Annotated in this window: 21 protein-coding genes and 1 pseudogene; all 22 read left to right on the forward strand. The window is 65.5% G+C overall.

Annotation, left to right across the window (positions count from 1 at the left end; translation table 11 throughout):
- Window positions 1–744: 744 nt before the first annotated feature.
- The 22 genes and pseudogenes from nth to Q8O14_10920 all read left to right on the forward strand — a co-directional run bounded on the left by nth (window position 745) and on the right by Q8O14_10920 (window position 24,762).
- The gene (gene nth / locus Q8O14_10815; GenBank protein MDP2361224.1) at window positions 745–1,392 is read left to right on the forward strand and encodes an endonuclease III; all 648 of its coding nucleotides are present in this window, start codon (window positions 745–747) and stop codon (window positions 1,390–1,392) included.
- 162 nt (window positions 1,393–1,554) lie between these two features.
- Entirely contained in the window at window positions 1,555–2,238 is a 684-nt protein-coding gene (locus Q8O14_10820) for a queuosine precursor transporter (protein ID MDP2361225.1), read from the forward strand.
- 86 nt (window positions 2,239–2,324) lie between these two features.
- The gene (gene folE, locus Q8O14_10825; protein ID MDP2361226.1) at window positions 2,325–2,900 is read left to right on the forward strand and encodes a GTP cyclohydrolase I FolE; all 576 of its coding nucleotides are present in this window, start codon (window positions 2,325–2,327) and stop codon (window positions 2,898–2,900) included.
- Between the two features lie 119 nt (window positions 2,901–3,019).
- Window positions 3,020–4,624 (forward strand): FumA C-terminus/TtdB family hydratase beta subunit, encoded by a 1,605-nt coding sequence (locus tag Q8O14_10830; GenBank protein MDP2361227.1) that lies wholly within the window; start codon window positions 3,020–3,022, stop codon window positions 4,622–4,624.
- Between the two features lie 436 nt (window positions 4,625–5,060).
- The gene (locus tag Q8O14_10835; protein ID MDP2361228.1) at window positions 5,061–5,468 is read left to right on the forward strand and encodes a prepilin-type N-terminal cleavage/methylation domain-containing protein; all 408 of its coding nucleotides are present in this window, start codon (window positions 5,061–5,063) and stop codon (window positions 5,466–5,468) included.
- A 189-nt stretch (window positions 5,469–5,657) separates the two neighbouring features.
- On the forward strand, window positions 5,658–6,725 hold the full coding sequence (locus Q8O14_10840) for a type IV pilus twitching motility protein PilT (protein MDP2361229.1): 1,068 nt from the start codon (window positions 5,658–5,660) through the stop codon (window positions 6,723–6,725).
- Between the two features lie 38 nt (window positions 6,726–6,763).
- Complete coding sequence (locus tag Q8O14_10845) at window positions 6,764–7,225, forward strand: hypothetical protein (GenBank protein MDP2361230.1); 462 nt, start codon at window positions 6,764–6,766, stop codon at window positions 7,223–7,225.
- Window positions 7,226–7,239: 14 nt separating this feature from the next.
- A complete protein-coding gene (locus Q8O14_10850; protein MDP2361231.1) occupies window positions 7,240–7,887 on the forward strand; it encodes a hypothetical protein in 648 nt (215 codons plus the stop codon).
- Between the two features lies 1 nt (window position 7,888).
- Window positions 7,889–9,796 (forward strand): hypothetical protein, encoded by a 1,908-nt coding sequence (locus Q8O14_10855; GenBank protein ID MDP2361232.1) that lies wholly within the window; start codon window positions 7,889–7,891, stop codon window positions 9,794–9,796.
- Window positions 9,793–11,664, forward strand: coding sequence for a hypothetical protein (locus Q8O14_10860; GenBank protein ID MDP2361233.1), 1,872 nt, complete (start codon window positions 9,793–9,795; stop codon window positions 11,662–11,664). The genes Q8O14_10855 and Q8O14_10860 overlap by 4 nt, the downstream gene beginning before the upstream one ends.
- A 38-nt stretch (window positions 11,665–11,702) precedes the next feature.
- On the forward strand, window positions 11,703–12,764 hold the full coding sequence (gene pilM, locus Q8O14_10865; protein ID MDP2361234.1) for a type IV pilus assembly protein PilM: 1,062 nt from the start codon (window positions 11,703–11,705) through the stop codon (window positions 12,762–12,764).
- Between the two features lies 1 nt (window position 12,765).
- On the forward strand, window positions 12,766–13,374 hold the full coding sequence (locus Q8O14_10870) for a hypothetical protein (GenBank protein ID MDP2361235.1): 609 nt from the start codon (window positions 12,766–12,768) through the stop codon (window positions 13,372–13,374).
- Window positions 13,375–13,395: 21 nt separating this feature from the next.
- A complete protein-coding gene (pilO, locus tag Q8O14_10875) occupies window positions 13,396–14,043 on the forward strand; it encodes a type 4a pilus biogenesis protein PilO (GenBank protein MDP2361236.1) in 648 nt (215 codons plus the stop codon).
- Complete coding sequence (locus tag Q8O14_10880; protein ID MDP2361237.1) at window positions 14,040–14,573, forward strand: hypothetical protein; 534 nt, start codon at window positions 14,040–14,042, stop codon at window positions 14,571–14,573. The genes pilO and Q8O14_10880 overlap by 4 nt, the downstream gene beginning before the upstream one ends.
- A gap of 37 nt (window positions 14,574–14,610) precedes the next feature.
- Window positions 14,611–16,056 carry a hypothetical protein gene (locus Q8O14_10885; protein MDP2361238.1) on the forward strand — a complete coding sequence of 482 codons (1,446 nt, stop codon included), beginning with the start codon at window positions 14,611–14,613 and terminating at the stop codon, window positions 16,054–16,056.
- Between the two features lie 15 nt (window positions 16,057–16,071).
- Window positions 16,072–19,077 carry a hypothetical protein gene (locus Q8O14_10890; GenBank protein ID MDP2361239.1) on the forward strand — a complete coding sequence of 1,002 codons (3,006 nt, stop codon included), beginning with the start codon at window positions 16,072–16,074 and terminating at the stop codon, window positions 19,075–19,077.
- A gap of 92 nt (window positions 19,078–19,169) precedes the next feature.
- The gene (locus Q8O14_10895) at window positions 19,170–20,870 is read left to right on the forward strand and encodes an ATPase, T2SS/T4P/T4SS family (protein ID MDP2361240.1); all 1,701 of its coding nucleotides are present in this window, start codon (window positions 19,170–19,172) and stop codon (window positions 20,868–20,870) included.
- Window positions 20,871–21,127: 257 nt separating this feature from the next.
- Window positions 21,128–22,375, forward strand: a complete 1,248-nt coding sequence (locus Q8O14_10900; protein MDP2361241.1) for a type II secretion system F family protein — start codon at window positions 21,128–21,130, stop codon at window positions 22,373–22,375.
- Between the two features lie 120 nt (window positions 22,376–22,495).
- Complete coding sequence (locus Q8O14_10905; GenBank protein MDP2361242.1) at window positions 22,496–23,296, forward strand: A24 family peptidase; 801 nt, start codon at window positions 22,496–22,498, stop codon at window positions 23,294–23,296.
- Between the two features lie 67 nt (window positions 23,297–23,363).
- Window positions 23,364–23,969: a hypothetical protein gene (locus Q8O14_10910; protein MDP2361243.1), complete on the forward strand. Its 606-nt coding sequence runs from the start codon at window positions 23,364–23,366 to the stop codon at window positions 23,967–23,969.
- Complete coding sequence (gene tadA / locus Q8O14_10915) at window positions 23,966–24,466, forward strand: tRNA adenosine(34) deaminase TadA (GenBank protein MDP2361244.1); 501 nt, start codon at window positions 23,966–23,968, stop codon at window positions 24,464–24,466. The genes Q8O14_10910 and tadA overlap by 4 nt, the downstream gene beginning before the upstream one ends.
- A gap of 97 nt (window positions 24,467–24,563) precedes the next feature.
- Window positions 24,564–24,762 (forward strand): annotated as a pseudogene (locus Q8O14_10920) (heavy metal-binding domain-containing protein).
- The last annotated feature ends 137 nt before the right edge of the window (window positions 24,763–24,899 follow it).

Genomic DNA, 24,899 nt, shown 5'->3' on the forward strand with positions numbered 1-24,899 from the left:
GGCCTTCACCGCGTGAGACCTCCTTCCCCCTCCCAGGGGGAAGGCCGGGATGGGGGTTTGCCCCAGGGTCCAGAATTAGGCCACGTCACGCGTGGCGATGCTGGGTCTTGCGGCGCAAGCGCCGCGTTCCTGCTCCTTTCTTTCACGGGCGAAAGAAAGGTGGGCCAAAGAAGCGCTCTCCAAGACCTCACCGGCCCTGACCAGCCCGCCTCACAGCGGGCGTCGGACAGAGGGCGCGTCAGGTGAGTGAACATCCCGTGTTCTCGGTTCAGGCCCGCGGCCTTCACCGCGTGAGACCTCCTTCCCCCTCCCAGGGGGAAGGCCGGGATGGGGGTTTGCCCCAGGGTCCAGAATTAGGCCTCATCGCGCGTCGCGACTGACCGCCGTAACGCAGCGAAGGCGGGAAGTATGCGCGCGCAGAGGCCGAAGAGATGGTGACCAGGGAGAACTGATACGCGCGACCCCGCGCGTGTCACAAACGTCGTTGGTCAGGGTCTGCGAGCCTTTTCTTTGCCCCGCTTTCTTTTCGCGAGATAGCGGGAAGAGGCGGCGCTTACGCCGCAATGCCTTGTCGGACGAGGGCCCTATCACCTTAAGCGGACACCATGGTCTCTGGTTCAGGCCGGGATCAACCGGAGGTTGGCCCGCGGCCTTCACCGTCCTGTCTTCTTTCCACTTCGGCTTTTGGTTACTTCTTGCCGGGGACGGCGACAGGGGGGCGGCATGGGGGGAGACAGGAGGCGGGTGGCCGGGGAGTCCCGGGTGGCCCTGAGCAAGAGGGCACAGGCGGTGGCCCGGCGGCTGCGGAATGCCTGGCCGGACAGCCGCTGTTCCCTGCACCATGACAGTGCCCATCAGCTGCTGGTGGCCACCATTCTGTCGGCCCAGTGCACGGATGCCCGCGTCAACCAGGTGACGCCCGCCCTCTTCACCCGCTGGCCCGATGCGGCCGCCCTGGCGGGGGCGCCCCGGGAGGAGCTGGCCGCCGCCGTTCATGCCTGCGGCTACCACAACCAGAAGGCGCGCTCCATCCAGGGGGCCTGTCGCCGCATCGTCGAGGAGCATGGCGGCCAAGTGCCCGCCACCCTGGAGGAGCTGATCCGCCTGCCGGGGGTGGGTCGCAAGACGGCCAACTGCGTGCTGGGCGCCTGGCATGGGAAGCCCGCCCTCGTGGTGGACACCCACATGATCCGCATCCTCGGTCTGCTTGGCCTGGTGGCCAGCCGGGATCCGGAGGTGATCGAACGGGAGATGATGGCCCTGCTGCCTCCCGCCGAGTGGGTCGCGTTCACCCACCGCATCATCGACCACGGGCGAGCCGTCTGTGTGGCCCGGCGGCCGCGTTGCGGCGAGTGCGTGCTGGCGGATCTTTGTCCCTCGGCCATGGACTGATCCGCCCCATTTTCATTGGTATCGATATCGGTATCGATATCGGTATCGGTATCGGTATCAGTATCAGCGCGGCCGTCGCCCCTTTGTCTCGCATTCGATCGCAGGTGTCAATGTGCTTTGTGTTCACCAAGCGCTCCGCCACAGGTGGGGAGAAGGGCAGGAATGGGTTTCCGCGAACGACTTTTCCTTGTGCTGGCCGGCCTTTTCATCGCCGCCCTGGTGGCCTGCAACCTCATCTTCCAGAAGTTCTTCACCTGGAGTCCCTTTGGACTGGTCACCTTCGAACTCAGCGTGGGGATCCTGCCCTATCCCATCACCTTCCTGGTGACCGACATCATCAGCGAGCTCTATGGACGACGCAAGGCCAACCAGGTGGTGGTCTCCGGCCTCTTCGCCTCGATCTTCGTGATGGGAGTGGTGATCGTGGCCGATCTGGCCCCGGCCACGGACTGGTCGCCGGTGGACGGACCGACCTTCCGCCGCGTCTTCGGTCTCTTCGGCCCCGCCGTCTTCGCCTCCATGACGGCCTATCTGGCCGCCCAGTTCATCGACATCCGCCTCTTCCACTTCTGGAAGCGCCTCACGCGCGGCCGCCATCTTTGGTTGCGCAACAACGGTTCGACCATCGTCTCGCAGTTCGTGGACACGGGATCCGTCCTGGGCCTGCTCTGCCTGGCCGGCGTCATCCCCTGGGAACGCTTCAGCAGCCTGCTGGCCATGGGTTTTCTCTTCAAGGTGATCGTGGCCCTGCTGGACACGCCCTTCTTTTATCTTGCCGTGGCCCTGCTCAAGTCCCGGGTGCACGAGGATCCGGAGGAACTGGCCTGGGAGGGGGATGAGGCCTGAGGAGGCCCGCCTCCCGCGTCTCGTCATGGCGGCCGGGCTGCCTGGGGCGCACCGGGCGGGACACATCAAGAACAACTGGGAGCAAGATGGACGGGCATCACATCCGGCGCGTCGAGGAGCTGACCCGCGAGCTGCTGGTCCAGGTGGGGGAGGATCCGGCGCGGGAGGGACTGTTGCGCACGCCCCAGCGCGTGGCCACGGCCTGGAACTTCCTCACCCAGGGTTACCGCATCAATCTGGGGCACCTGCTCAACGACGCCATCTTCCACGAGGAGTGCAGTGAACTGGTGGTGGTGAAGGACGTGGAGTTCTTCAGCCTCTGCGAGCACCACCTGCTGCCCTTCTTCGGCCGGGCCCACGTGGGCTATCTGCCCCGCGGCAAGGTGATCGGCCTCTCCAAGATCCCCCGCATCATCGACATGCACGCCCGGCGCCTGCAGGTGCAGGAGCGGCTGACCCACCAGGTGGCCCAGACCCTCATGCACGTCCTCGAGCCCGCCGGCGTGGCCGTGGTGATGGAGGCCCGCCACATGTGCATGCAAATGCGCGGCGTGGAGAAGCAGAACTCCTACGCCACCACCAGCGCCATGCTGGGCGAGTTCCATGATGACCAGGAGACCCGGGCCGAGTTCATGTCCATCATCGGCATGAAGACAATCTGATCGCCATCGCCATCGCCATCGCTATCGGTATCGCTATCGCTATCGAGTTTCGATCCCGATCCCGATCCCGATAGAGATCCCGAGTGCTTCGGTGGGTATGGACAATCACAGGAGGCATCATGGAGTTCCAGTACCACGACCCCTTTCCACTGGGCGAGGACACGGCCACCTACACGTCGCTGGGCAAGGACTATCTGGAGCCCATCGCCTTCAAGGGCGACGTCGTGCTCAAGGTCGGGCATGAGGCCATCTCGCTGCTGACCCGCAAGGCCTTCACCGATGTCAATTTCCTGATGCGGACCAGCCACCAGGAGCTGGTGGCGCGCATCCTGGAGGATCCCGAGGCCAGCGACAACGACCGCTACATCGCCCGCGCCATGCTGCTCAACGCCGTCATTTCCGCCGAACGGAACCTGCCCTTCTGCCAGGACACGGGCACGGCCATCATTTACGCCAAGAAGGGCCACCGGGTGGCCACCTCCGGCCGCGACGAGGAGGCCGTCTCCCTGGGCGTGTTCCGCGCCTACACCCAGGAGAACTTCCGCTATTCCCAGATGCTGCCGCTCAGCATGTATGAGGAGAAGAACTCCGGCACCAACCTGCCGGCCCAGATCGACATCATGGCCTGCCACGGCACGGACTACCGCTTTCTCTTCGTGGCCAAGGGCGGGGGCAGCGCCAACAAGAGCCAGCTCTTCCAGATGACCAAGGCCGTGCTCACGCCGGCCGCGCTCAAGCCCTTCCTCGTCGAGAAGATGAAGACGTTGGGCACGGCGGCCTGTCCGCCCTACCACCTGGTCTTCGTCGTGGGCGGCACCAGCGCCGAGGCGGTGATGAAAGTGGTCAAGCTGGCCTCCTGCGGCTGGCACGACGGCCTGCCCACCCAGGCCGGTCCGGGCGGCCAGGCCTTCCGCGACCTGGAGCTGGAGCAGGAGCTGCTTGAGGAGTCGCGCCGCCTGGGGATCGGCGCCCAGTTCGGCGGCAAGTACTTCTGTCACGACGTCCGCGTGGTGCGCCTGCCCCGCCATGGCGCCAGCTGCCCCATCGGGATGGGCGTCTCGTGCAGCGCCGACCGCAACATCAAGGGCCGCATCGATGCGGATGGCATCTGGTTGGAGCAACTGGACCTGGATCCCATGCGCTTCCTCAAGGACTCCGAGCAGGACTTCGCCACCGGCGTGCCCATCGACCTCAACCGCCCGATGGAGGAGATCCGCGGCGAACTCAGCCGGCACCCTGTCAAGACCCTCCTGCGCCTGACTGGCAAACTGGTGGTGGCCCGCGACATGGCCCATGCCGCCCTCCATGCGCGGTTGCAGAAGGGCGAGCCCCTGCCCGAGTACATGTGCCGCCATCCCGTCTACTACGCCGGTCCGGCCAAGCGACCCAACGGCATGGCCACCGGATCCTTCGGACCGACCACGGCCCAGCGCATGGACTCCTACGTCGACAGCTTCCAGAAGGCGGGCGGCAGCCACATCATGATCGCCAAGGGCAACCGCAGCCAGGCGGTGACCGAGGCCTGCCAGGCCAACGGCGGCTTCTATCTGGGTTCCCCGGGCGGCCCGGCGGCCCTCCTGGCGAAAAACCACATCCTGAGCCAGAAGATCATCGACTACCCCGAATTCGGCATGGAAGCCATTTGGGAAATCGAGGTGAAGGACTTCCCGGCCATCATCCTGGTGGACGACAAGGGGAATGACTTCTTCCGCCAGCTGCTGTGAGGCGGACCGCCCAGGGCCTTGGCGGCCGGACGGGAGCGCCGGATCCCTTGCCATGGGGACGACTGATTCTGCAGCATGGGAAAGGATGGTGATGACATACGCCAATAACGGAACAACACTGGTCCACCATTGCTAGGTGGGGTGCCCTGGATTGAACGGGTCGCTTGTTGGCCTTTCAATTGGCAGAATAATTGCACCAGCTCCGCAATCGGGGAAGAAGGTCTCCAAAGGGGCTGGCCGTGCCACCCGTCCGTCAGGCGGTCCGGTGGCCATGTTAAAGGAGAGAAGACTCCTGTAAGGATTGCCGGACGCGTGGCGCGGGGTCGACCACCTTGCCACCCGGCACCCAGGTCCCTACTTTGAAACGATTTCATGGTCGTGCGTCAAGCCGACCCTGACCAAAGGGCCAGACACCAATAACTTGGGAGACAGAGGGATGCAGTTCCGCAAAGACGAGCGTGGCTTTACCCTGGTCGAAGTGCTGATCGTGGTGATCCTGGTGGCCATCCTGGCTGCCATCGCCGTGCCCAAGTACATCCAGGCCGTCAAGGGCGCACGCGCCTCCGACGCCAAGGTTCAGATCAACGCCATTCTGAATGCGTCCAAGATCTACCAGCAGGAGACGGGCAACTGGCCCTCCGACATCACGGCCCTGACCGACCAGGGATATGTCGAGCTGGACAATGCCACCATGCGCATGTGGACCTTCCAGCTGGTGGGCGACCAGCAGGTCCAGGCCACGTCCACGGCCGAGATGAAGGGCGGCGCCGGCAACGTCGTCACCTTCAACATCCAGGAAGGTCGCTGGGAAGGCTACGGCTTCCCCAAGACCACGGGCGAGTAGAGCAACCGGTCGGCCGCCTTGGGCGGCCGACCTCCTTGTTTCTCTTCCGCTTCGCATGTCCGGTCCGGCCCGCCAGCCGACCGGCGGGCGCGCTGGCGCTCCTGGATCGCCTTCGCCCAAGCATGTCACTGGCTCGCTCCGATTTGACGAGAGTTCTCACCTTGTCTCTGACCTAGCACTGGGGTCCGTGTGGATATCGATCAACTACTGAAGTTCGCGGTGGAGCAGGGCGCTTCCGACCTGCACCTCTCGGTGGGCAACACGCCCATGATCCGCCTCCATGGCGCTTTGAAGAAGCTCAACATGGGCATCATGACCCAGGAGGCGATGGACAGCTACGCCGCCCGGGTGATGAACTCCCGCATGAAGCAGACCTTCGAGGAGAAGTTCGAGGTGGACTTCTCCTACAAGTTGGATGGCGTGGCGCGCTTCCGCGTCAACTTCTTCCAGCAGATCCTGGGCTCGGCGGCGGTTTTCCGCACCATCCCGGATACGTTGAAGACGCTTGATGAGTTGGGCCTGCCCGGCAAGGTGTTGACCGAGCTGGCCCTCAAGGACCGCGGCCTGGTGCTGCTCACCGGGCCCACCGGCTCGGGCAAGTCCACCACCCTGGCGGCCATGGTGGACATCATCAACGATGCCTACGAGAAGCACGTCATCACCATCGAGGATCCCATCGAGTTCTTCCACACCTCGCGCAACTGCATGATCAACCAGCGCGAAGTGGGGGCGAACACGCACACCTTCGCCAGCGCCCTGCGCGTGGCCCTGCGCGAGGATCCCGACGTCATCCTGGTGGGCGAGATGCGCGACCTGGAGACGGTGCAGCTGGCCCTCACGGCGGCCGAGACCGGCCACTTGGTGCTCGCCACCCTGCACACCTCCAGCGCGACCAAGACCATCGACCGCGTCATCGACATCTTCCCCAGCGCCCAGAAGCAGCAGGTCCGCTCCATGCTGTCGGAGTCGCTGGAGGCGGTGGTGGCCCAACGCCTGCTGCCCACCAAGGACGGCAAGGGCCGCGTCGTCGCCACCGAGGTGATGGTGGCCACCACGGCGGTGCGCAACCTCATCCGCGAGGACAAGATCTTCCAGATCCCCAACGTCATCCAGTCCGGCTCGAAAGCGGGCATGCACACCCTGGACGGGGATCTGCTGCGCCTGGTGCGCGAAGGCAAGGTGGACCGCTCCGAGGCGATCCAGATCGCCGAGAATCCCAAGGTCTTCGACCTGGAGCTGGGCGACCATTACGTCTGATCCCCACCCGATCGGACACCGCGAGAAGGGAGGCCTGCATGTCGAGAACCGGAACCGCCGTCCAGCCGGGTCCGTCCTGGCTCCGCTCCGAGCGCGGCATCTCCTTCTATCCGCAGCTCATCATCGCGGTGCTGATGCTGGCCGTGGCCTCCACGGCGCTGGTCAAGAACATCTACCAGGCCCATGAGAACACGCAGGTGGAGTACCGCCGCCTGCGCGCCCTGGAGGAACTGCAGGCCGAGATCGAATACTGGAAGGCGGCCGTCTTCATCTACGGCCCCAACCACCCGCGCCCCAACACCCGGCACATCGTCAACCTGGACACGGGCAAGCGCGGGCGCCGCAACTACATCCTGGCCGAGTTCGACCCCGCCCCCCAGATATCCCTCATCCGCCTCAACGGGGCCGACGCCTATGAGATCACGGTGGCCATCCGCTGGCCGGAGCGCGGCGTCATGCGGCGGGAGACCCTGCGCACCGCCATCAACCAGATCCGCTAGGAAAGGGGGGCACCATGAACGCTCTGCGCACCCTGGGACGCTCCGAACGGGGCATCTACCTGACTGAGTTGATGGTCTCTGTCAGCATGCTGGCCGTGATGGTGCTGGGCATGACGACGGTGCTCATCGTGCAGGCCCGCCAGATGGCCCGGGACAAGGTCCTGACCGACATGTACTACTACGCCGACATGATCCTGGACGAGACGGCCACCTCTTTCGGCACCGCCGCCGAGGTGGAGCGCAACGCCAACGCGGGCGGCACGGTTCGCCAGGACCTGGAATTCAATTTCGTGGGCACCACCAACATGGGTCGCAAGATGGAGAGCCGCTTCACGCGGGAGGGGGAGCGCAAGGTGATCATCCGCCACAACGGGCAGCGCCCCGCCTTCATCGACAAGTTCCCGCCCGCTGAACTGGACCCCGACCGCCATCGCAAGCTCAAGTACCGGGTCTACGTCAAGGATTTCCGGGTGCGCTCCTACCAGGATCGCGAGTTCGTCAATCCGCGCATCGGCAACATCCTCTCGGAGGTGGTGCTTACGCTGGAACTGGAAGACAAGGCGAGCGACTACAAGGTGGAGCGCACCTTCCGGCGCATTTTCACCACGCCCAACAAGCATATCACCGAGAACCGCCTCTTGCAGTCCGGACAAGGAAGCTGAGATGCCTTGCCCGCGCCCACAGTCCCGCTCCAGCGCCGCCGCTTCGACCGGCGCGGGCCGGCTGCGGGCGGTGGAGTGCGGCGTGGCCGCGCTGCTCGCCTTGCTGCTCGGCACGCTGGCCAGCGGACTGCCCGGCGGGCGGGGTCCGCGGCGGGACGGAGAAAGAGGGGTGGCCGTGCTGCTGCTCACCGTGCTGCTCAGCACGGTGGCCCTCAGCGTGGCGGGCGCCCATTTCATGCAGAACCGCCAGCATCGTTTCGAGTTGATGCGCCAACGGGCCGAGGTCTACGCCCGCTATTGCAGCGAGTATGCCGTGGCCCGCTACGGCGTGCCCGCCTTCATGCAGCGTCCGGAGCTGGCCGACGTCAACCGGGACGAGCAGAACTGGATCGAGCCCCGGCGCCTGGGCGACATCATGCCCGGGGCCTTCCAGGGGGACGATGCGGCCCACTCCTTCGCTTTCGGCTATGACAGCCTGATGATGGACAAGGTCTTCGACCTGTCCAGCTCCAAGGCCTTCTACTTTGTCAGCGCCCAGGGCGTCGTCACCTGGTCCGACGGCCGCGGCCGGCCGCGCGAGGCCCGCCACCGCAGCGCCCTGGCCCTCACCTTCAGCGATTTCTCGCGCTTCATGTACTTCTCCAACGGCGAGATCTCGCCCGAAGGCAACCAAGTCTACTTCGGCGCCAACGAGGACTGGTACGGCCGCGTCCACGTCAACGGCCGCGCCGCCATCTCCAACAACAGCAACCGTCCCCGCTTCCATGGCCTGTTCTCGCAGACGGCCGATGATGTCATCAACCTGACATCGACCCAGTACGAGGATGTCTTTCTGGGCGGCTGGTTCATTCCCCACCCGCGCATCCAGTGGCCGCCCGCCCGGGCCATCGACCAGATCAAGGAGCTGCGCACCGCCGACCACACCTACGAGGCCTCCTACGAGGTCCACGATTCCCTCTATTCGACGACGCATCCGCTCACAACCTGGATCAAGTTCGACCGCAGCCAATATTGGGTGGCCCAGTACCGGGCCGACACCCTGGGCGCCGCTGGCGACACCATCTATGTCCCCATCCAGGGCGCGCAGAACTGGCTGCGGCGCAATCTCCCCACCACGCCGGGCCGGGAGCTGATCTATGTGAAGGGGGTCTGCCGCCTGCAGGGCGTGGTGCGGGGCAAGGTGACGGTGCTCGCCTCCGATTCCCTCTTCATCATGGGGGACGTCATCACCGAGGACACGGACGTCGTTTCCTGCGGCAGCCAGGAGCGATTCGGCAAGGTGCCCCTCGGCTCCCCCAACCGCATCGGCCTGGCCAGCGAGAACAACATCATCATCGCCTCCACCCTGGCCAACGGCTTCTCCAACGGCGCCAACAACGGACCCACCTGCGCCCTGGCCAACGACCCCGTCGTGAGCACCTGCGGCCAGGCGCGCAAGGACGTGATCATCACCGCCGCCCTCTTCGCCGTGGCCTGCAGCTACGAGGCGGAGTTCTGGAACACCACCGCCTGGCAGGGGGGCACGCCTCCCACCGGACCGCAGGACGGGCAATGCGAATACCCGGGCCGACCCAACATCTGCAACGCCCATGCCCGGGTGTGGACACCGGCCCAGTGCCCGGGCGCCAGCGGCATGTTCGACAACCGCGGCCTCATCTGGCTCTGCGGCTCCATCGTGCAGACGCACCGCGGTTTTGTCATCCGCAACGGCAACGAATACTGGGGCGACCGTTCCATTGGCTACACGGGCAAGGTCTACCGCTACGACGACAACTTCCTGGCGGGCGGCCCCCCTGTCTGGTTCCGCGTCACCTACGAAGATGGCAGCGTGGACGTGGTGACCGAGATGGTCGTGCCCGATTACGACCGCTGGCGGGCCCTGCGCCGACAGGAGCTGGCGGCGCGATGAGCAAGGGAAAGGAGACGGACATGCAGCCGACAACCATGTCCTCGGGCGGGCGGCCCGGCTTGCGCCGGATGGCGGCGGGGGAGGGCGGCGTCGCCATCCTGCTGCTGACCGTCATGCTTAGCATGGTGGCCCTCAGCATCGCCACGGCCCATTTCATGCAGAACCGCTCCCACCGCTTCGAACTGATGCGCCAGCGGGCGGACATCTATGCCCGCTACTGCAGCGAGTACGCCGTGGCCCGCTACGGGGTGCCGGCCTTCATGCAGAACCCGGAGCTGGCCGACGGCGGGGACAACGAGAACAATTTCATGGAACCCCGCGCCATGACGGACATGATGAGCAACACGTTCATGTCCTCCGACGACGGTTACGCCTTCCGCTTCGCCTACGACAGCCTGAAGATGGACAAGGTCTTCGACGTCACCAGCTCCAAGCCCTTCTACTTCGTCTCGGCGCAGGGGGTGGTCACCTGGCGGGACCGCCGGACCAACACCGTGCGCGAGGCACGCCACCGCAGCGCCCTGGGCCTCACCTTCAGCGACTTCTCCCGCTTCATGTACTTCTCCAACGGGGAGGAAAGCCCCGAGAACAACCCCGTCACCTTTGGCGTCAACGAGAACTGGTACGGCCGAGTGCACATCAACGGACGCGCCCGCATCTCTGACTTTGGCTGGCCCATCTTCCACGGCTTCTTCACACAAACCGAGGATGTCGTGGATAACCTGTCTGTTGGTAATTATGACCAGGTCTTCCAGGGCGGCTACACCATCCCCTTCCCCGTCATCCAGTGGCCACCAGCCAATGCCATCAGCCAGATCAAGGAGCAGCGTCTCCCCGACCACACCTACGAAGCCCACGAGGACGTCGATGAGGGAGGCAACATCCGCCGGCACCCCCTCACCACCCTGCTCAAGTTCCGCGACCGCCGCTACCATGTGGCCCAGTACTGGGCCGACACCCTGGCCGCCGGGGTGGACACCATCTACAAGCAGGTGAACGGGCAGAACTGGGTGAGCAAGAACCTGCCCACCGCCCAGGGCCGCGAGATGATCTACGTGAAGGGGGTCTGCCGCCTGGAGGGCATTGTCCAGGGCAAGATCACAATCCTCTCCAGTGACTCCATGTTCATCATGGACAACATCATCACCTACGACACACAGCTCTCCCAGTGCGGCAACCTGGCGGAATTCGGAAAGGTGCCGGTGGGCTCTCCCCACCGCATCGGCCTGGCCAGCGAGAAGGACATCATCATCGCCGCCACCCTGCCCAACGGTTTTTCCGACGGGGTGGGCGGTGGCCTCACCTGCGGCATCGTCTACAATCCGGCCACGGATTCCAACATCGGCAACATCTGTAGTCAGGGCCGCCGCGACGTGATCATCACCGCCGCCCTCTTCGCCGTCGGCTGCTCCTACGAGGCCGAGTTCTGGAACACGACGGCCTGGGGGGCGGCCATGCAGGCCCTATCGAACAGCACGGCGGAGGATTGTGATCCTCCCGCCAACGGTGCGGTGCGCATCTGGCGGCCACTGCCCCTGCCGGCACAACCCTGGCCTCCCAATTACCGGTACAAGCGTTGCGACGGGGCGGTTCAGCTCACCGACCGGCGGGGCACCATCTGGTTGACGGGCAGCATCGTGCAGAGCCACCGCGGCTTTGTCATCCGCAACGCGCCCGGGCCCTGGGGGCAGGCCACCATCGGCTATAATCAGAAGGTTTATCGCTACGACGACAATTTCCTTTCCGGCGGCCCGCCCGTCTGGTTCCGCGTCACCTACGCCGACGGCAGCCAGGACGTGGCCACGGAGATGGTGGTGCCGGATTATGACCGCTGGCGCAAGGCGCGCCGGGAAATCCTGACCAACTGACACAACGGGTGATCGATCAGCAGCAAGGACACCAGCGCATGTTCTTCGGAGGACAATCCAACCAGACGCTGGGACTCGACATCGGCACGCACTCCATCAAGGCCGTGCTGTGCGAGTTCCACCACAAGACGCCGCGGGTCGTCAAGGCCGGCGTCCGGGAGATCCGGGGCGAGGCGCCCTACGAACCCAAAAAGCTCCGCAAGTCGGAGACGCTGCTCACCTTGAGGGAATTGATGGGCGACCTGCGCATCAATCCGGGCAAGGTGAAGTCGCTGGTCACGTCCCTGGGCGGACCCGCCACCAGCATGAAGGAGATCGTCTCCGTCCGCATGACGGAGGAGGAGCTGGCCTCCAGCCTCATCTTCGAGGCCCGCAAGCACCTGCCTCTGGACGACTCGGACACGATCATCGATCACCAGACGCTGGGGGAGGATCCGGAGGATCCCCAGAAGACGAGGATCCTGCTGGTGGCCACCACGCGCAAGATGTACGGCTGGCACGAGGGCATCCTGCGCGAGGCGGGCTTCAAGCCGGGCGTGGTGGACTTGGAGCCCCTCGCCGTCCTCAACTCCTTCGCCCAGAACGCCCAGCTGCCCGACCAGGGCATGCTGCTCTTCCTCAACCTGGGGGCGCGCGGCACGCAGTTCATCATCACGGGGCGGCAGACCAAGGTCTTCTACCGTGAGATCCCCCTGGGCGGTTGGCACCTGAGCGAGGATCTGGCCCGCCAGAAGTCGCTGCCCATCGAGGAGGCGGAGGAGCGCAAGCGCAAGAACGGGGTGGCCGCCTTCCACGGAGGCAACGGCGACGGCAGTTCGGCCCTGGCCCTGCAGCAGCGCACCGTGCTCGAGGATTTCCTCGACGAGATCCGCCGCACCCTGCGTTTCTACGCCAAGGAGAGCGGCAAGAATGATTTCGGCAAGGTGCTGCTGACGGGCGGAGGCGCGGCCATGCCCGGCCTGCCCGAGCTGCTCACCGAGAAGTTCAATCTGCCCGTCGAGGCCTGGAATCCCCTGGCCGAGCTGGAAGGCGCCGAGAACCTGCCCCTGCAGGGACCGCAGTTCGCCCAGTGCGTGGGCCTGGCGATGAGGAGGGACTGAGTTGCAACACCTCTACCGCATCAACCTCAACAAGGGCGAGGACAAGGCGGCGCGCATCGCGCAGCAGCTGGACAACCAGCGCTGGGCCCTGCTTGTCCTCCTGGCCCTGCTGGCGGGCGGCGTCTCATGGTGGACCTGGTCCAGCAACCGTGAGCTGGACCACATGATCGCCGACAAGGAGGCCAAGATCGAACAGGTCAAGGCCGAGCTGCTGGAACTGAAGGAAACGGGCAACAAGCTGTCCAAGCAGGACATCCTGCGCTTGGCCAAGATGGAGAAGAGCCGCCTCCTCTGGACGCGCAAGATCATGGGCCTGGGCATGGAATGCTCGCGGGAGATGGCCCTGACCAGCGTGCGCTTCGAGAAGGGCTACCTCTACATCGTGGGCGTCCACAAGGTGCGCGAGGGGGTCGATCCCATCGACAACGTGATGGCCTTCGTGGACCAGCTCAAGGCCAACGCCCTCTTCAACCAGGACTTCGCCAGCGTGCAGTTCTTCAGCAGCCAGGACATCGTCAGCCACGACCAGAAGGCCCTGCTCTTCGAGATCCAGTGCAAGATCCAGCCGCAGTTCCTCAGCCGCGAGATGAACTTCGGCCAGGAATCCTAGGCCAGCGAAAGGACGCCGCCCATGAAACGAAACATCACCGGGTACGTGCTGCTGCTGGCTTTCGCCATCGCCATGAGCTACGCCTTCAGCACCATCGTCATCGCCAAACCCCAGCGCATCACCGAGCTGGAGGCCCAGCTGAAGTTCGAGCAGGAGAAGTTGATCAGCGCCCAGATCCTGGCCAGCGAACTGGTCAGCGTGTCCAGCATGATCGAGAAGAACCTGGCGGGCTCCACAAGGGACGGCCTCACGGAAGAAGCCAGCCTCGATTTCCTCAACACCATCATCGTCCGCTTGAGCGAGCTGGGCTGCGAGATCACCGACCTCAAGGCCCTGCCGCGCGAGAAGAACATCACCGACTACATCCGCACGCCCTACCAGGTGTCCTTCCGCGGCACCTACGCCCAGTTCGGGCGCTTCCTGAGCGAGATGGAGAAGGACAGCCGGCTGGTCACCGTGGAATTCCTCAAGATCGACAACGACCTGACCCAGTTGAATTTCGCCCGCACCTTCGATGACCTGAAGACACACAACTTCATCGTCAAGTTCTCCACCCTGACCCTGGTGCGCAGCGACCAGGACACGGACGCCGTGGCGAAGGGCGGACCAGGTGCGACCACCGCCAACACCGGGAACGCGGCCGTTCTGGCCGGGGAGGATGGCCAGTGAAAACCTATGCCCAGCTCTTCTGGAACCTGCTCATCGTCCTCTTCTTCGTCTCCCTGGGCTGGTTCGGCTGGCAGGCCTGGAACCTCCGCACCACCGTGGCGGAGTTGAAGGCGCGGCCCGACATCACGGTAGGCAGCGACAAGCGCCTGCGTAAAACGGTGGACGACCTGGAGGACCGCCTCAAGGAGCGCGCCACCTTCGTCTTCGAGAGCCGGACGGATCCCCTGGAGCTGTCCCGCGTCATCATCTCCAAGAACATCATGATGGACGACAAGAACTTCCTTGCCGCCCTGGAGAAGAAGCCGCGCCTCTCCTGCATCATCAACGGGGACGTGCCGCGGGCCATCATCCGCCTGAAGAACAAGAACCACGTGGTGGCGCCGGGGGACCGCTTCGAAGGATACCACGTGGCGGACATCGGCCGCGAGCAGGTCCGCCTCAGCGGCAACGGCCAGAACCTGACCCTGCGGGTGGAGGCCGCCACCAAGGACTTGGCCAAGCGCCTGTCCGAAGCCCACATCGACTTCTGATACCGAGGGAATTCACTGAAAACGGAGATAGAGCCCGATGACCAATCGATCCCTCCTTTCCATCTGTTGCGGAGGCATCCTGCTGGCGTCCAGCTGCTGGCTGGCCCCGGCCCACGCCATCACGCCCAGCCTGGACAACCGGGTCAGCATCAATGCCCAGGACGCCAACCTGGCGGACATCCTGGCCATCCTGGCCCGCCAGTCGGGCTACAACATCGTCACCGGCTCGGAGCTGAGTTCCGAGAAGGACAACGAGTTCGACCGCATCTCGCTCAGCCTGACCGACACGCCCATCCAGGAGGCGCTGGACCTGGTGGTGCGCGCCGCCGGCCTGAGCTACGAGAAAGTGGGCAACAGCTTCCTGGTGGCCGACCCCGTCAAGATCGCCACCGAGACCGGCCAGACCTCCTACGTCATCCCGCTCAACTTCGTCTCCGCCAGTGAAGTGCGGGAGATGATCAAGGACCTCACCAAGAGCGCCCAGGTGGACACCTCGGGCAACGCCCTCATCCTGCGCACCTCGACCAAGGTGCTGGACGAGGTGCGGGAGGTGGTGGCCCGCGTGGATCGGCCGGTGCCCCAGGTCATGCTGGAGGCCAAGCTGATCGAGGTCGTGGTGGGCGACCAGGAGTTGATGGGCGTGGATTGGGCGCGCCTCAACAAGATCACCAACATCCTGGCCGAGAACGGCAAGGTCCGCCAGGATTGGATGACCCCGGACGACTGGGGCAATCCCAGCAGCAACCAGGGCTGGAAGAACAACGCGGGAGGCCCCTGGGTCTGGATGAACGAGATCCAGACGGCCCGCGGCGCCCTGCCCCAGACGGCTCCCTTCCAGCCGCTGGACCTGGAGAACATGGGCCACTTCAGCCGCCAGATGACGGCCTTCGACGTGACCCTCAACTTCATGCTGCGCAACAACAAGGCCAGCGTGCTGGCCGCCAGCAAGGTGGCCACGCTCAACAACCGGCCGGCCAACATCGCCGTGGTGGACGTGGTCAGCTACGTCTTCAACGCGGGCGGCCAGACGCAGCAGATCACGGTCAAGGAGCAGGAGGTCGGCATCAAGCTAAGCATCCGACCCTCCATCAACCCCGAAGGCTGGATCACCACCGAGGTGTCGCCCGAGGTCAGCTCCATCGTGGACTGGATCGGCCCCAACTCCGACATCCCGCAGGTCAAGAAGCGGACCGCCACGACCACGGTGCGGGTCAAGGACAGCGAGTCCATCATCATCGCCGGCCTGCTGGAGACGCAAAAGACGCGGGTGGTCAACCGCCTGCCCATCCTGAGCAAGCTGCCCTTCGTCGGCGGCCTGTTCCGCTCCAATGAGGAGCGCATCGTCAAGACCGATCTGGTCATCCAGATCACGCCGCGCATCCTCATGCCCGAGGGCACCCATGTGGAGCCCCTGCCGGCCAACATCCAGGCGATCGAGGACGAACTGCGGCTGGACGACCTCATCCAGGACAACGACAAGTAAGCGGAGGATGCCAAGATGAAGGGTATGAGATTCCTGCTCCCCGCCGCCCTGGCACTGGCCTCCCTCTGGTGGGCCTGTGACAGCCGGACGGTGACCCAGGGCACGGGCGGGGACGGCAGCGGCCGCGCCATCGCCAGTGTCGAGGTCAGCGTCCAGCAGGGCGAGCTGTTCTACTCGCAGTCCACGCGCACGGCCCTGCGCGACACGGTGCGCGTGCTGGTGCTGGACGCCCAGCGCTCGGCCATCGCCGGCGTGACCGTCAGCTGCCAGGTGCAATCCAGTTTCGGCGGCGCGCTGGTGGCGCTGACCAACCACACCACGGACGCAACGGGCGAGGCCCGCTACGCCTTCCGCGTCCTTTCCAGCGACGCCGCCTTCTCCGGCGACCAGACCGTCACCTTCGTCGCCACCGCCGGCAGCCGCACGGGCTCGGCCCGCCTCTATCTCCACGAGCAGAGCGACATCCAGCTGGCCTTCCTCAATCCGGAGAACGGCTCCACCATCTACCGGATGGAGGACGCGGCGGAGACCCTGCCCGTGCAGGTCTACGCCTACCGCGACGTGACGGTGGGCGACGACACCCAGCGCATCGGCGTGCAGGGCGTGCTGCTCAACTTCTCGGTGGCGGCCATCGGCCCGGGCATTCCCGGCGTCATTTCCGCCCAGGGCCTCACCGGCGCGGGCGGCGTGACCACCAACGTCTACTACGCCAACAGCTCCAACCAGCCACGGGACACGGTGCGCGTCGCCTTCACGGCCTCCATCGCCGGCAGCCCGGCCCTCAACACGCAGAGCACGGTCAACCTGCTCAACAACTTCGGCTACCGCCTGGAGCGCATCCTGCCCCAGAACCCGCAGCTGCGCGGCGACATCCTCTGCGCCGACTCGACCCGCTTCGTCTACCAGTACAAGGACCACAGCGGCAGCCCGGTCTCCGGCCAGCGTTTCAACATCGTGCCCAGCCTCGGCGAGCTGACCAGCTCCACCATGTATTCCATGGTCACGGACGAGGCCGGCATCCTGCAGTTCTCCTGGCGTTCCTGCGACCAGGAGGGCGGGCAGCTCGTCCTCGCCCTCAACCACACCAGCGGCCGCACTTACAGCTACTTGTTCTCCGTGCAGGACGCCCGTCCCGTCGACCTCTCCATCATCACGCCGGCCTCGGGCGGCGAGCTGGAGATCGACAGCGAGTGCCTGGACGAGAACGCCACCACGGTGCGGGCCCGTCTGCGCTACAATGACACCTTCTCGCCCATCGTGGGCCGCACCATCGTCTTCTCGGCCGACTACGGGCAGATCGGCGGCAGCGCCACCACCGACGGCAGCGGCGTGGCCAGCGTCACCTGGCACAACTGCAACGAGAACAACGCCGGCCAGACCCTGACGCTGTCGGCCAACTTCATGGGCGGCAGCCCCACGCCCCTGTTGCAGGCCGTGGGCACCTACTCCATGGACCTGCCCCTGGGCACGCCCCATCATATCACCCTTAGCGTGGCCAATCCCGTGCTACCGGATCCCCAATCGGGGGCCCTGCAGTCGCCGGTGACGGCCACGGTCTTCAACAGCCAGAACCAGCGTCTGGGGGCTGGCATGGCCATCGGTTTCCGCACCAACGGCATCGGCCAGATCACGACCAGCGCCTTCACCAATGACACGGGCCAAGCCAGCGCCCTCTTCTCCATGAACAACCAGACGGGCATCAGCATGCTGCGCGCCTACTACGTGCGGCCCAACACCACGCCGGCCGAAACCCTCTGGAGCACGCCCAACACCATCACCGTGCAATCCGGCTTGCCGGCCAACGTCACCCTCTCCACCGCCACGCCGCGCATCCAGATCCTGGGCTTCGGCGCGGCCAGCGTGGCCTTGGTCACGGCCCGGGTGGTGGACGCCAGCGGCGCCACCATCACCATGGACTTGCCCGTCCACTTCACCATCCAGGCAGCGCCCCAGGGGGTCTATCTCAGCCGGCCGGGCACGGAGGAGCAGTTCTTCGCGGGGGACACCCTGGACGTCACCACCCAGAACGGCCAGGCCCAGATGACGATCAACGCCGGGCGGCGCCCGGGCATCGTCCAGATCGCCGCCGTGGTGGAGGCCACCTCCTATGACGTGGTGTCCACCGCCTCGCTGGTCACCATCGTGGCCGGCCCGCCCGTCTACGGCACGCTGGACTTCGATCCCACCGGCGTCCAGGTGGGGGCCTCCATCTGGCGCGTGCGCTGGTCGGCCCACTTTTGGGACCGCTATTCCAACGACGTGGAGGACTCCACCGCCGTCTACTTCTTCCTGGAACCAGCCAACATCGCCTCCATGGACGGCTTCGGCCTCACCGGCTTCGACGCCGACGACGGCGAGCACCTGCACGGCATCGCCGAGGACTGGATGACCTATCACTGCTCCAGCATCGGCGACACCATTGACGCGGCCTGGGCCTGCAGCGCCGGAGAAATCCTGGAGTACAACAACCCCTTCGACCCCAATGAGGTGACGGGCAGCCATCCGGGCGAGGTCTGCGTCACGCGCAACCCGGCCAATCCCATGTTCCAGCTGCCCTTCCAGGCCGGCGATCGGGATGACAACCTGGTCATCACCGGCACAAGGACCCAGATTCCCTACAGCATGTTGCCATGCAACCCCCCAACCCCCGTTCCCTATCCACCGAATGAGTGTTTCATGATAACGGCTCGGCTGGTGGACGGCTATGGCTGCGCGGTCCGGAATCAGCTGATCCAGTTCTGGGCCGACTTTGGTGGTGTCATCACCGTGCGGCCGCAATGGAGGCCACCGGCGGAGTGGGGATACGGACTTGATGTGGGCCTGACGGATGCCAACGGTGTGGTGGTGGCGGACATCTGTTGTGATCCCCGCGTTCTGCAGAACTTGGGGGCGCCCTGCGCCACAAACCCGAACTGCTGGAGCTTCGGCAGTTACACGCTGAACTATGGCTGTTACCGGTTGCCTGATGGCATTCCTTCCTCCAATGACATCAGCGTCACGTTGTCCCGGCCTTGTCAATAGACTTGTGATGCCCGCGCCGCGCGGCGCCAAGCAGGCGCGGCGCGGGCCACCCACCACATCCACGACCGCTCAGGGGAATTTGGAAGAAGAGCATGTTTGAGAAGATCGGCGAGATTCTGGTCCGCAAGGGCTTCATCAATCAGGAACAAGTCAGGCAGGCGATCAGCCAGAACTACATGGGCAAAAAGCTGGGCCAGGTCATGTTGGACCTCAACATGATCACCGAGGACCAGCTGGTCGAGGGCCTGGCCGAGCAATTGGGCGTGGATTTCGTCAGCAGCGAGCGCATCCTGCTGGCCGACGACGACGCCCTCACCAAGGTTGGCGAGGACTTCGCCAAGGCCAACCGCATCGTCCCCATCGTCATCGAGCACGGCGTGCTGGTGGTGGCCATGGCCGACACCGACGACCTCTCCGTGCTGGACGGCCTCAAGCGCTCCGTCTCCATGCCCATCCAGGCACGGCTGGGCGGCGAGCGCACCATCGACGAGGCGGTGGATCGGCTCTACACCAAGATCCGCCGCTCCACCGAGATCCACGACACCATCGCCAAGATGGAGTTCGTGGCCGACCCCGATGCCGACGACAAGGACCTGGGCATCGAGGTGGAGAAGGAGGTGGCGGACAGCCCGGTGGTGCGCATCGTCAACCAGATGTTCACCCAGGCCATCCAGGAGCGCGCCACCGACATCCACGTGGAGCCGCAGGAGAACCACCTGCGCATCCGCTACCGCATCGACGGCATCCTGATGGAGGCGATGAGCATCCCCATCAGCAGCCACGCCGGCATCGTCAGCCGCATCAAGATCATCTCCAAGCTCAACATCGCCGAGCGTCGCCTCACCCAGGACGGCCGCCTCTCCATCAAGACCCAGGACCGCCTGGTGGACGTGCGCGTCAGCGTGCTGCCCACCGTCTTCGGGGAGAAGGTGGTGCTGCGCCTGCTGGACAAGTCGGGTTTCATGTTCAGCCTGCGCAACCTGGGCTTCAATGACGACGACCACGCCAAGTTCAACCACTGGATCACCCAGCCCTACGGCATGGTGATCATCTCCGGCCCCACCGGCTCGGGCAAGTCCACCACCCTTTACGCCGCCTTGAGCGAGGTGCGCTCCATCACGAGCAACATCACGACGGTGGAAGACCCGGTGGAGTACCAAGTGGAAGGGATCAGCCAGGTGCAGGTGCGGGAGAAGATCGGCCTCACCTTCGCCGCCGCCCTGCGCTCCATCCTGCGCCAGGACCCGGACACCCTGCTCATCGGCGAAATCCGCGACCACGAGACGGCGGACATCGCCATCAAGTTCGCCCTGACCGGCCACCTGGTCTTCTCGACCCTGCACGCCAACGACGCCCCCTCCACCATCACGCGCTACATCGACCTGGGGGTGCCGCCCTTCCTGGTGGGCAGCTGCCTCAACCTGGTGATGGCCCAGCGCCTCGTGCGCAAGATCTGCGTCCACTGCAAGGAGGAGCGGGTCTCCACCCCGGAGGACTGGCTGGCCATCCACGAGAATCCGGACAAGTACACGGGCAAGCCGGTCTTCACCGGCAAGGGCTGCCCCCATTGCCGCAACTCCGGCTACCGCGGCCGGACGGGCATCTTCGAGATTCTCGAGGTGCGCCAGGACGTGCGCAAGCTGATCTACGACGGCGCCAGCCAGGAGCAGATCCGCGAGATGGCCATCAACCAGCATGGGATGGTGTCATTGCGCAACGCCGGCCTGCGCCGGGCGATGGAAGGCATCACGACCTTGTCGGAAGTCAAGCGCGCCACGGTGGAAGATTTCTAGCTGAAGGTCAGGCGTCCCGCTTCCCATCGTCACCGGGATCGCTATCGCTATCGGGATCGCTATCGGGATCGCTATCGGGACCATCTTCCTGTCACGATCCCCGAGGACTCGGAATCGAGAAGGAACCACCAACCCGTGCGACAGGAACGCCCTCGGTCGGACCTTGGATTCACCATCCGATTCCGATCCCGATCGCGATCCCGATCCCGAGGGAAGGCGGACTGCCGCGTCAACACGATCAGGCGTAGGAACAGCCCATGCCCAAATTCAACTATGTGATCCGCAACGCCGCCGGCCACCGCGTGGAGGCGACGATCACGGCCAACACCTTCGACGCCGCCCTGGAGATGGTGAAGAACCAGGGCACCCTCATCTCGCTGAAGGAGGCCAAGGGCGATCAGGTGCAGCGCCTGACGGTGCTGGACAAGATCAACATGGCCCTCGAAACGGTGAAGAACCATGTGCCCTTGAAGACCATGGTCTTCTTCACGCGGCAGTTGTCGACCATGTTCTCCGCCGGCCTGACGCTGGAGAAGGCCATCGGCAACCTGGCGCGGGAGGAGCGCAACAAGAAGTTCAAGCGGACCCTGATGGGCGTCCACGCCGAGATCAAGAAGGGTCTGCAGCTCTCCGACGCCATGGCCCACTATCCCTATCACTTCAGCAACCTCTACATCGCGTTGGTGAAGGCGGGCGAGGTCTCGGGCTCCCTGCACACGGTGCTGACGGACATGGCCGACTACCTGGAGACAGTGGAGGACACGCGCCAGGAAGTGAAGGGCGCCATGTACTACCCCATCTTCATGATCCTCTTCCTCTTCTTTGTCGTGTTCATCCTGCTGTGGAAGATCATTCCGCAGTTCACGGACATCTACACCCAGCTGGGCGCCACCCTGCCGGCCCCCACCCGCGCCATGGTGACCCTTTCCGAGTTGATCGCCGAGAACTTCTTCATCTCGGTCTTCATCCTGGTCTTCTCCGTCTTCTGGCTGTGGGTGCTGACCTTGACCGACCGCGGCGAGCTGGTGCTGGACCAGCTGCTGCTCAAGATGCCCGTCTTCGGCGGCCTCATCCACGACAGTGTGATGAACAAGTACGCCAAGACCCTGGGCATCCTCTTCGGCAGCGGCGTCACCGTCACCGAAGCCCTCAAGCTGGTGCAGAGCGTGGTGGGCAACTCGGTCATCTCCCGCGGCGTGGGCGACCTGCAGGAAATGCTGAAGGAGGGTTACTCCCTCTCCAACGCCATGATCAAGACCGGCATCTTTCCGCCCACCCTGGTGCAGCTGACCCAGACGGGCGAGGAGACCGGCGAGCTGGACACCCTGCTCAAGAAGGCGGCGGAGTTCTACCAGAAACAGGTGGAATCGGTCATCGCCCGCCTCACCAGCCTGATCGAGCCGATGATGATCATCGGCATCGGCGTGGTGATCGCCACCATCGTGGTGGTCATCTACCTGCCGGTCTTCGAGTTCGGCCAGGCTGTGCAGCAGCTGGGCTACTAAGGCGTTCGCATGGGATCTGCCGGGGGCCGGGGCGCGCAAGCCCCGGCCCTTTTTCTTGCGCCGGTGCCGGGCTGCTGGATGCTTGACACCGGGCGCCGACACCGGAGCACGCGCACGGACATGAACCTCATCATCGCCTGGACACCGGGGTGGCTGGCCCTCCTGCTGGGATTGGCCCTGGGCAGCCTCAACAACGTGCTCATCCATCGTCTGCCGGAAGGCCGGTCGATCTGGCGTCCACCCTCCTCCTGCCCTTCCTGCGCCAGACGGATCCGTCCCTGGGAGAACCTGCCCCTGCTCAGCTGGCTGCTCCTGCGCGGCCGCTGCGCGGGCTGCGGCTGGCGCATCCCCTGGCGCTATCCGCTGGTGGAGGCGGGCACGGCGGCGGTGGCGCTGAGCGGAGCGGCCGTCCTGCCGCTGGGGTGGGCCTGGCTGGCCTGGCTGCCGGCCTCCTCCCTGCTGGTGGCCTTGGCCGTGATTGATCTGCGCACCCTGCGCCTGCCCAACCCCCTCACCGCCGCCCTGGCCGTCTGCGGCCTGCTGGGCATGGCGCTGCGGCTGGGCGGCCTGGCCGGTCCGGCGAGCGGGCTGCCGGGGATCCTCGACGCCCTGCTGGGTTCCCTCGCGGGCGGGGGCGTGCTCTGGATCTTCGCCTGGATCGGCTGGTGGCTCTTCAAGCGGGAAAGCATGGGGGCCGGCGACATCAAGCTGATGGCCGCCATGGGCCTCCTCCTGGGCTGGCAGAACGCCCTGCTCGCCATCTTCCTCGCCGCGCTGGGCGGCTCGCTGGCCGGGCTGGCCCTGCGCCGCTCGCGCCACCAGGAAATGCCCTTCGGCCCCTGGCTGGCGCTGGGCAGCTGGGTCGCCTTCCTGTGGGGGGAGCGCCTGGTCGCCCTCTACCTGGCCTGGGTGCTGGGCTGAACGCCGCCTGCCCTTGTGGCGTGGCAAGCCCCCCCCTACATTGAGCGCAACAAGCGAGGCGACAACCATGTCCATCCTGCTCAGCCCCGGGCGATTGGCCCTACTGCTCCTGCTGCTGGCCGCGATCGGCGCGGCGGTCCCGCCGCTGCCGGACCACCGGCCGGTGGGCTCGCCCCGTCCCCTCGAGGCGGGGGACCACTTCACCCTGCTGGCCACCCGCCTCTTCCTGTCGCCCTCCCTGGCGGATTCCTTCGTCATGGTGGGCCAGGATCTGCCCGCCACCCTCTTGGATGCGCGCGGCAACTTCTATCAACTGCGCCTGGAGGAGAGAGTCGCGGGCCTGCCCGGTCCAAGCGCCTGGGTCTACCGCAGCGAGCTGGAGCTACGCGACCTGGCCGGCCTGCCCAGCGCCGCCGCGCCGCGCCCCAAGATCCTGGCGACTCCCCTGGCGGCCCGTCCACTGGCCAAGGGGGATACCCTCACCCTGCAGGCGCCCCTGCTCTTCCAGGGTCCGGACCTCCTGGGCGAGCATGAGCTGTACCCGGGGCGGCAACTGCTGACCGTGCTGGCCGCCGAGAACAGCCAGGGCTTCGTCCAGGTGCGGACCGCCGACGGCCGGGGCGGCTGGCTGCACCGGGCGGAACTGGCCGAGGAGCGCCGCCGGCCGCGATGAATCCCCACGAGCTCTTCATGGACCTGGCCCTGCGCGAGGCACGCAAGGCCGCTGAAGCCGGCGAGGTGCCGGTGGGCGCCGTGGTGGTGCGGGAGGGGCATGTCATCGGCCGCGGCCACAACCAGACCGAGGGCCTGCAGGATCCCACCGCCCACGCCGAGATCCTGGCCATCACCGCGGCGGCCAACGCCATCGGTTCCTGGCGCCTGGAGGCCTGCACCCTCTATGTCACACTGGAGCCTTGCACCATGTGCGGCGGGGCCATCGTCCTGGCGCGCCTGCCGCTGCTGGTCTTCGGTGCCTGGGACCCCAAGGCGGGCGCCTGCGGCAGCGTGCTGGACGTGGTGCGCCGGCCCGAGTTGAACCATCGCGTCGAGCTGGTGGGCGGCGTGCGCGAGGCGGAGTGCGGCGCCCTGCTCAGGGATTTCTTCCGCGAGCTGAGAAGCAGGGGGCGGGCGGGACGGGGGGACTTCCCTGCGACCGACGTGAATGCATGACTGTTCGCCACAGTCGCACGGACCCTTCTTTCCATCAAGTCAACGGGCGGCTCCGCATCACAGGCGCCACGCCGCTACCTGCAACCAGGAGATTCCCATGATCATCACCACCACCCCCACCATCGAGGGCCGGCCCATCGCCCGCTACCTGGGCGTCATCGCCGGCGAGGCGATCGTGGGCGCCAACCTCGGGTGCCGAGGCGGTGGTGGGCGTCGACCTGGACTACGAGGTGGTGGGCGCCAACGGCAGCATGCTGATGGTGAGCGTGAGCGGCACAGCGGTGTCGTTTGGCTGATGGAGCTGGGTCGGCCAGAACCGATTGACATGATGTCCGCAACAGGTGCCAGGGCCCTCGTCTGACAAGGCCTTGCGGCGCAAGCGCCGCCGCTTCCCGCTTTCTTTTCGCGAAAGGAAAGCGGGGCAAAGAAAAGG

Source organism: bacterium, assembly GCA_030685015.1.
Lineage (GTDB): Bacteria > CAIWAD01 > CAIWAD01 > CAIWAD01 > CAIWAD01 > CAIWAD01.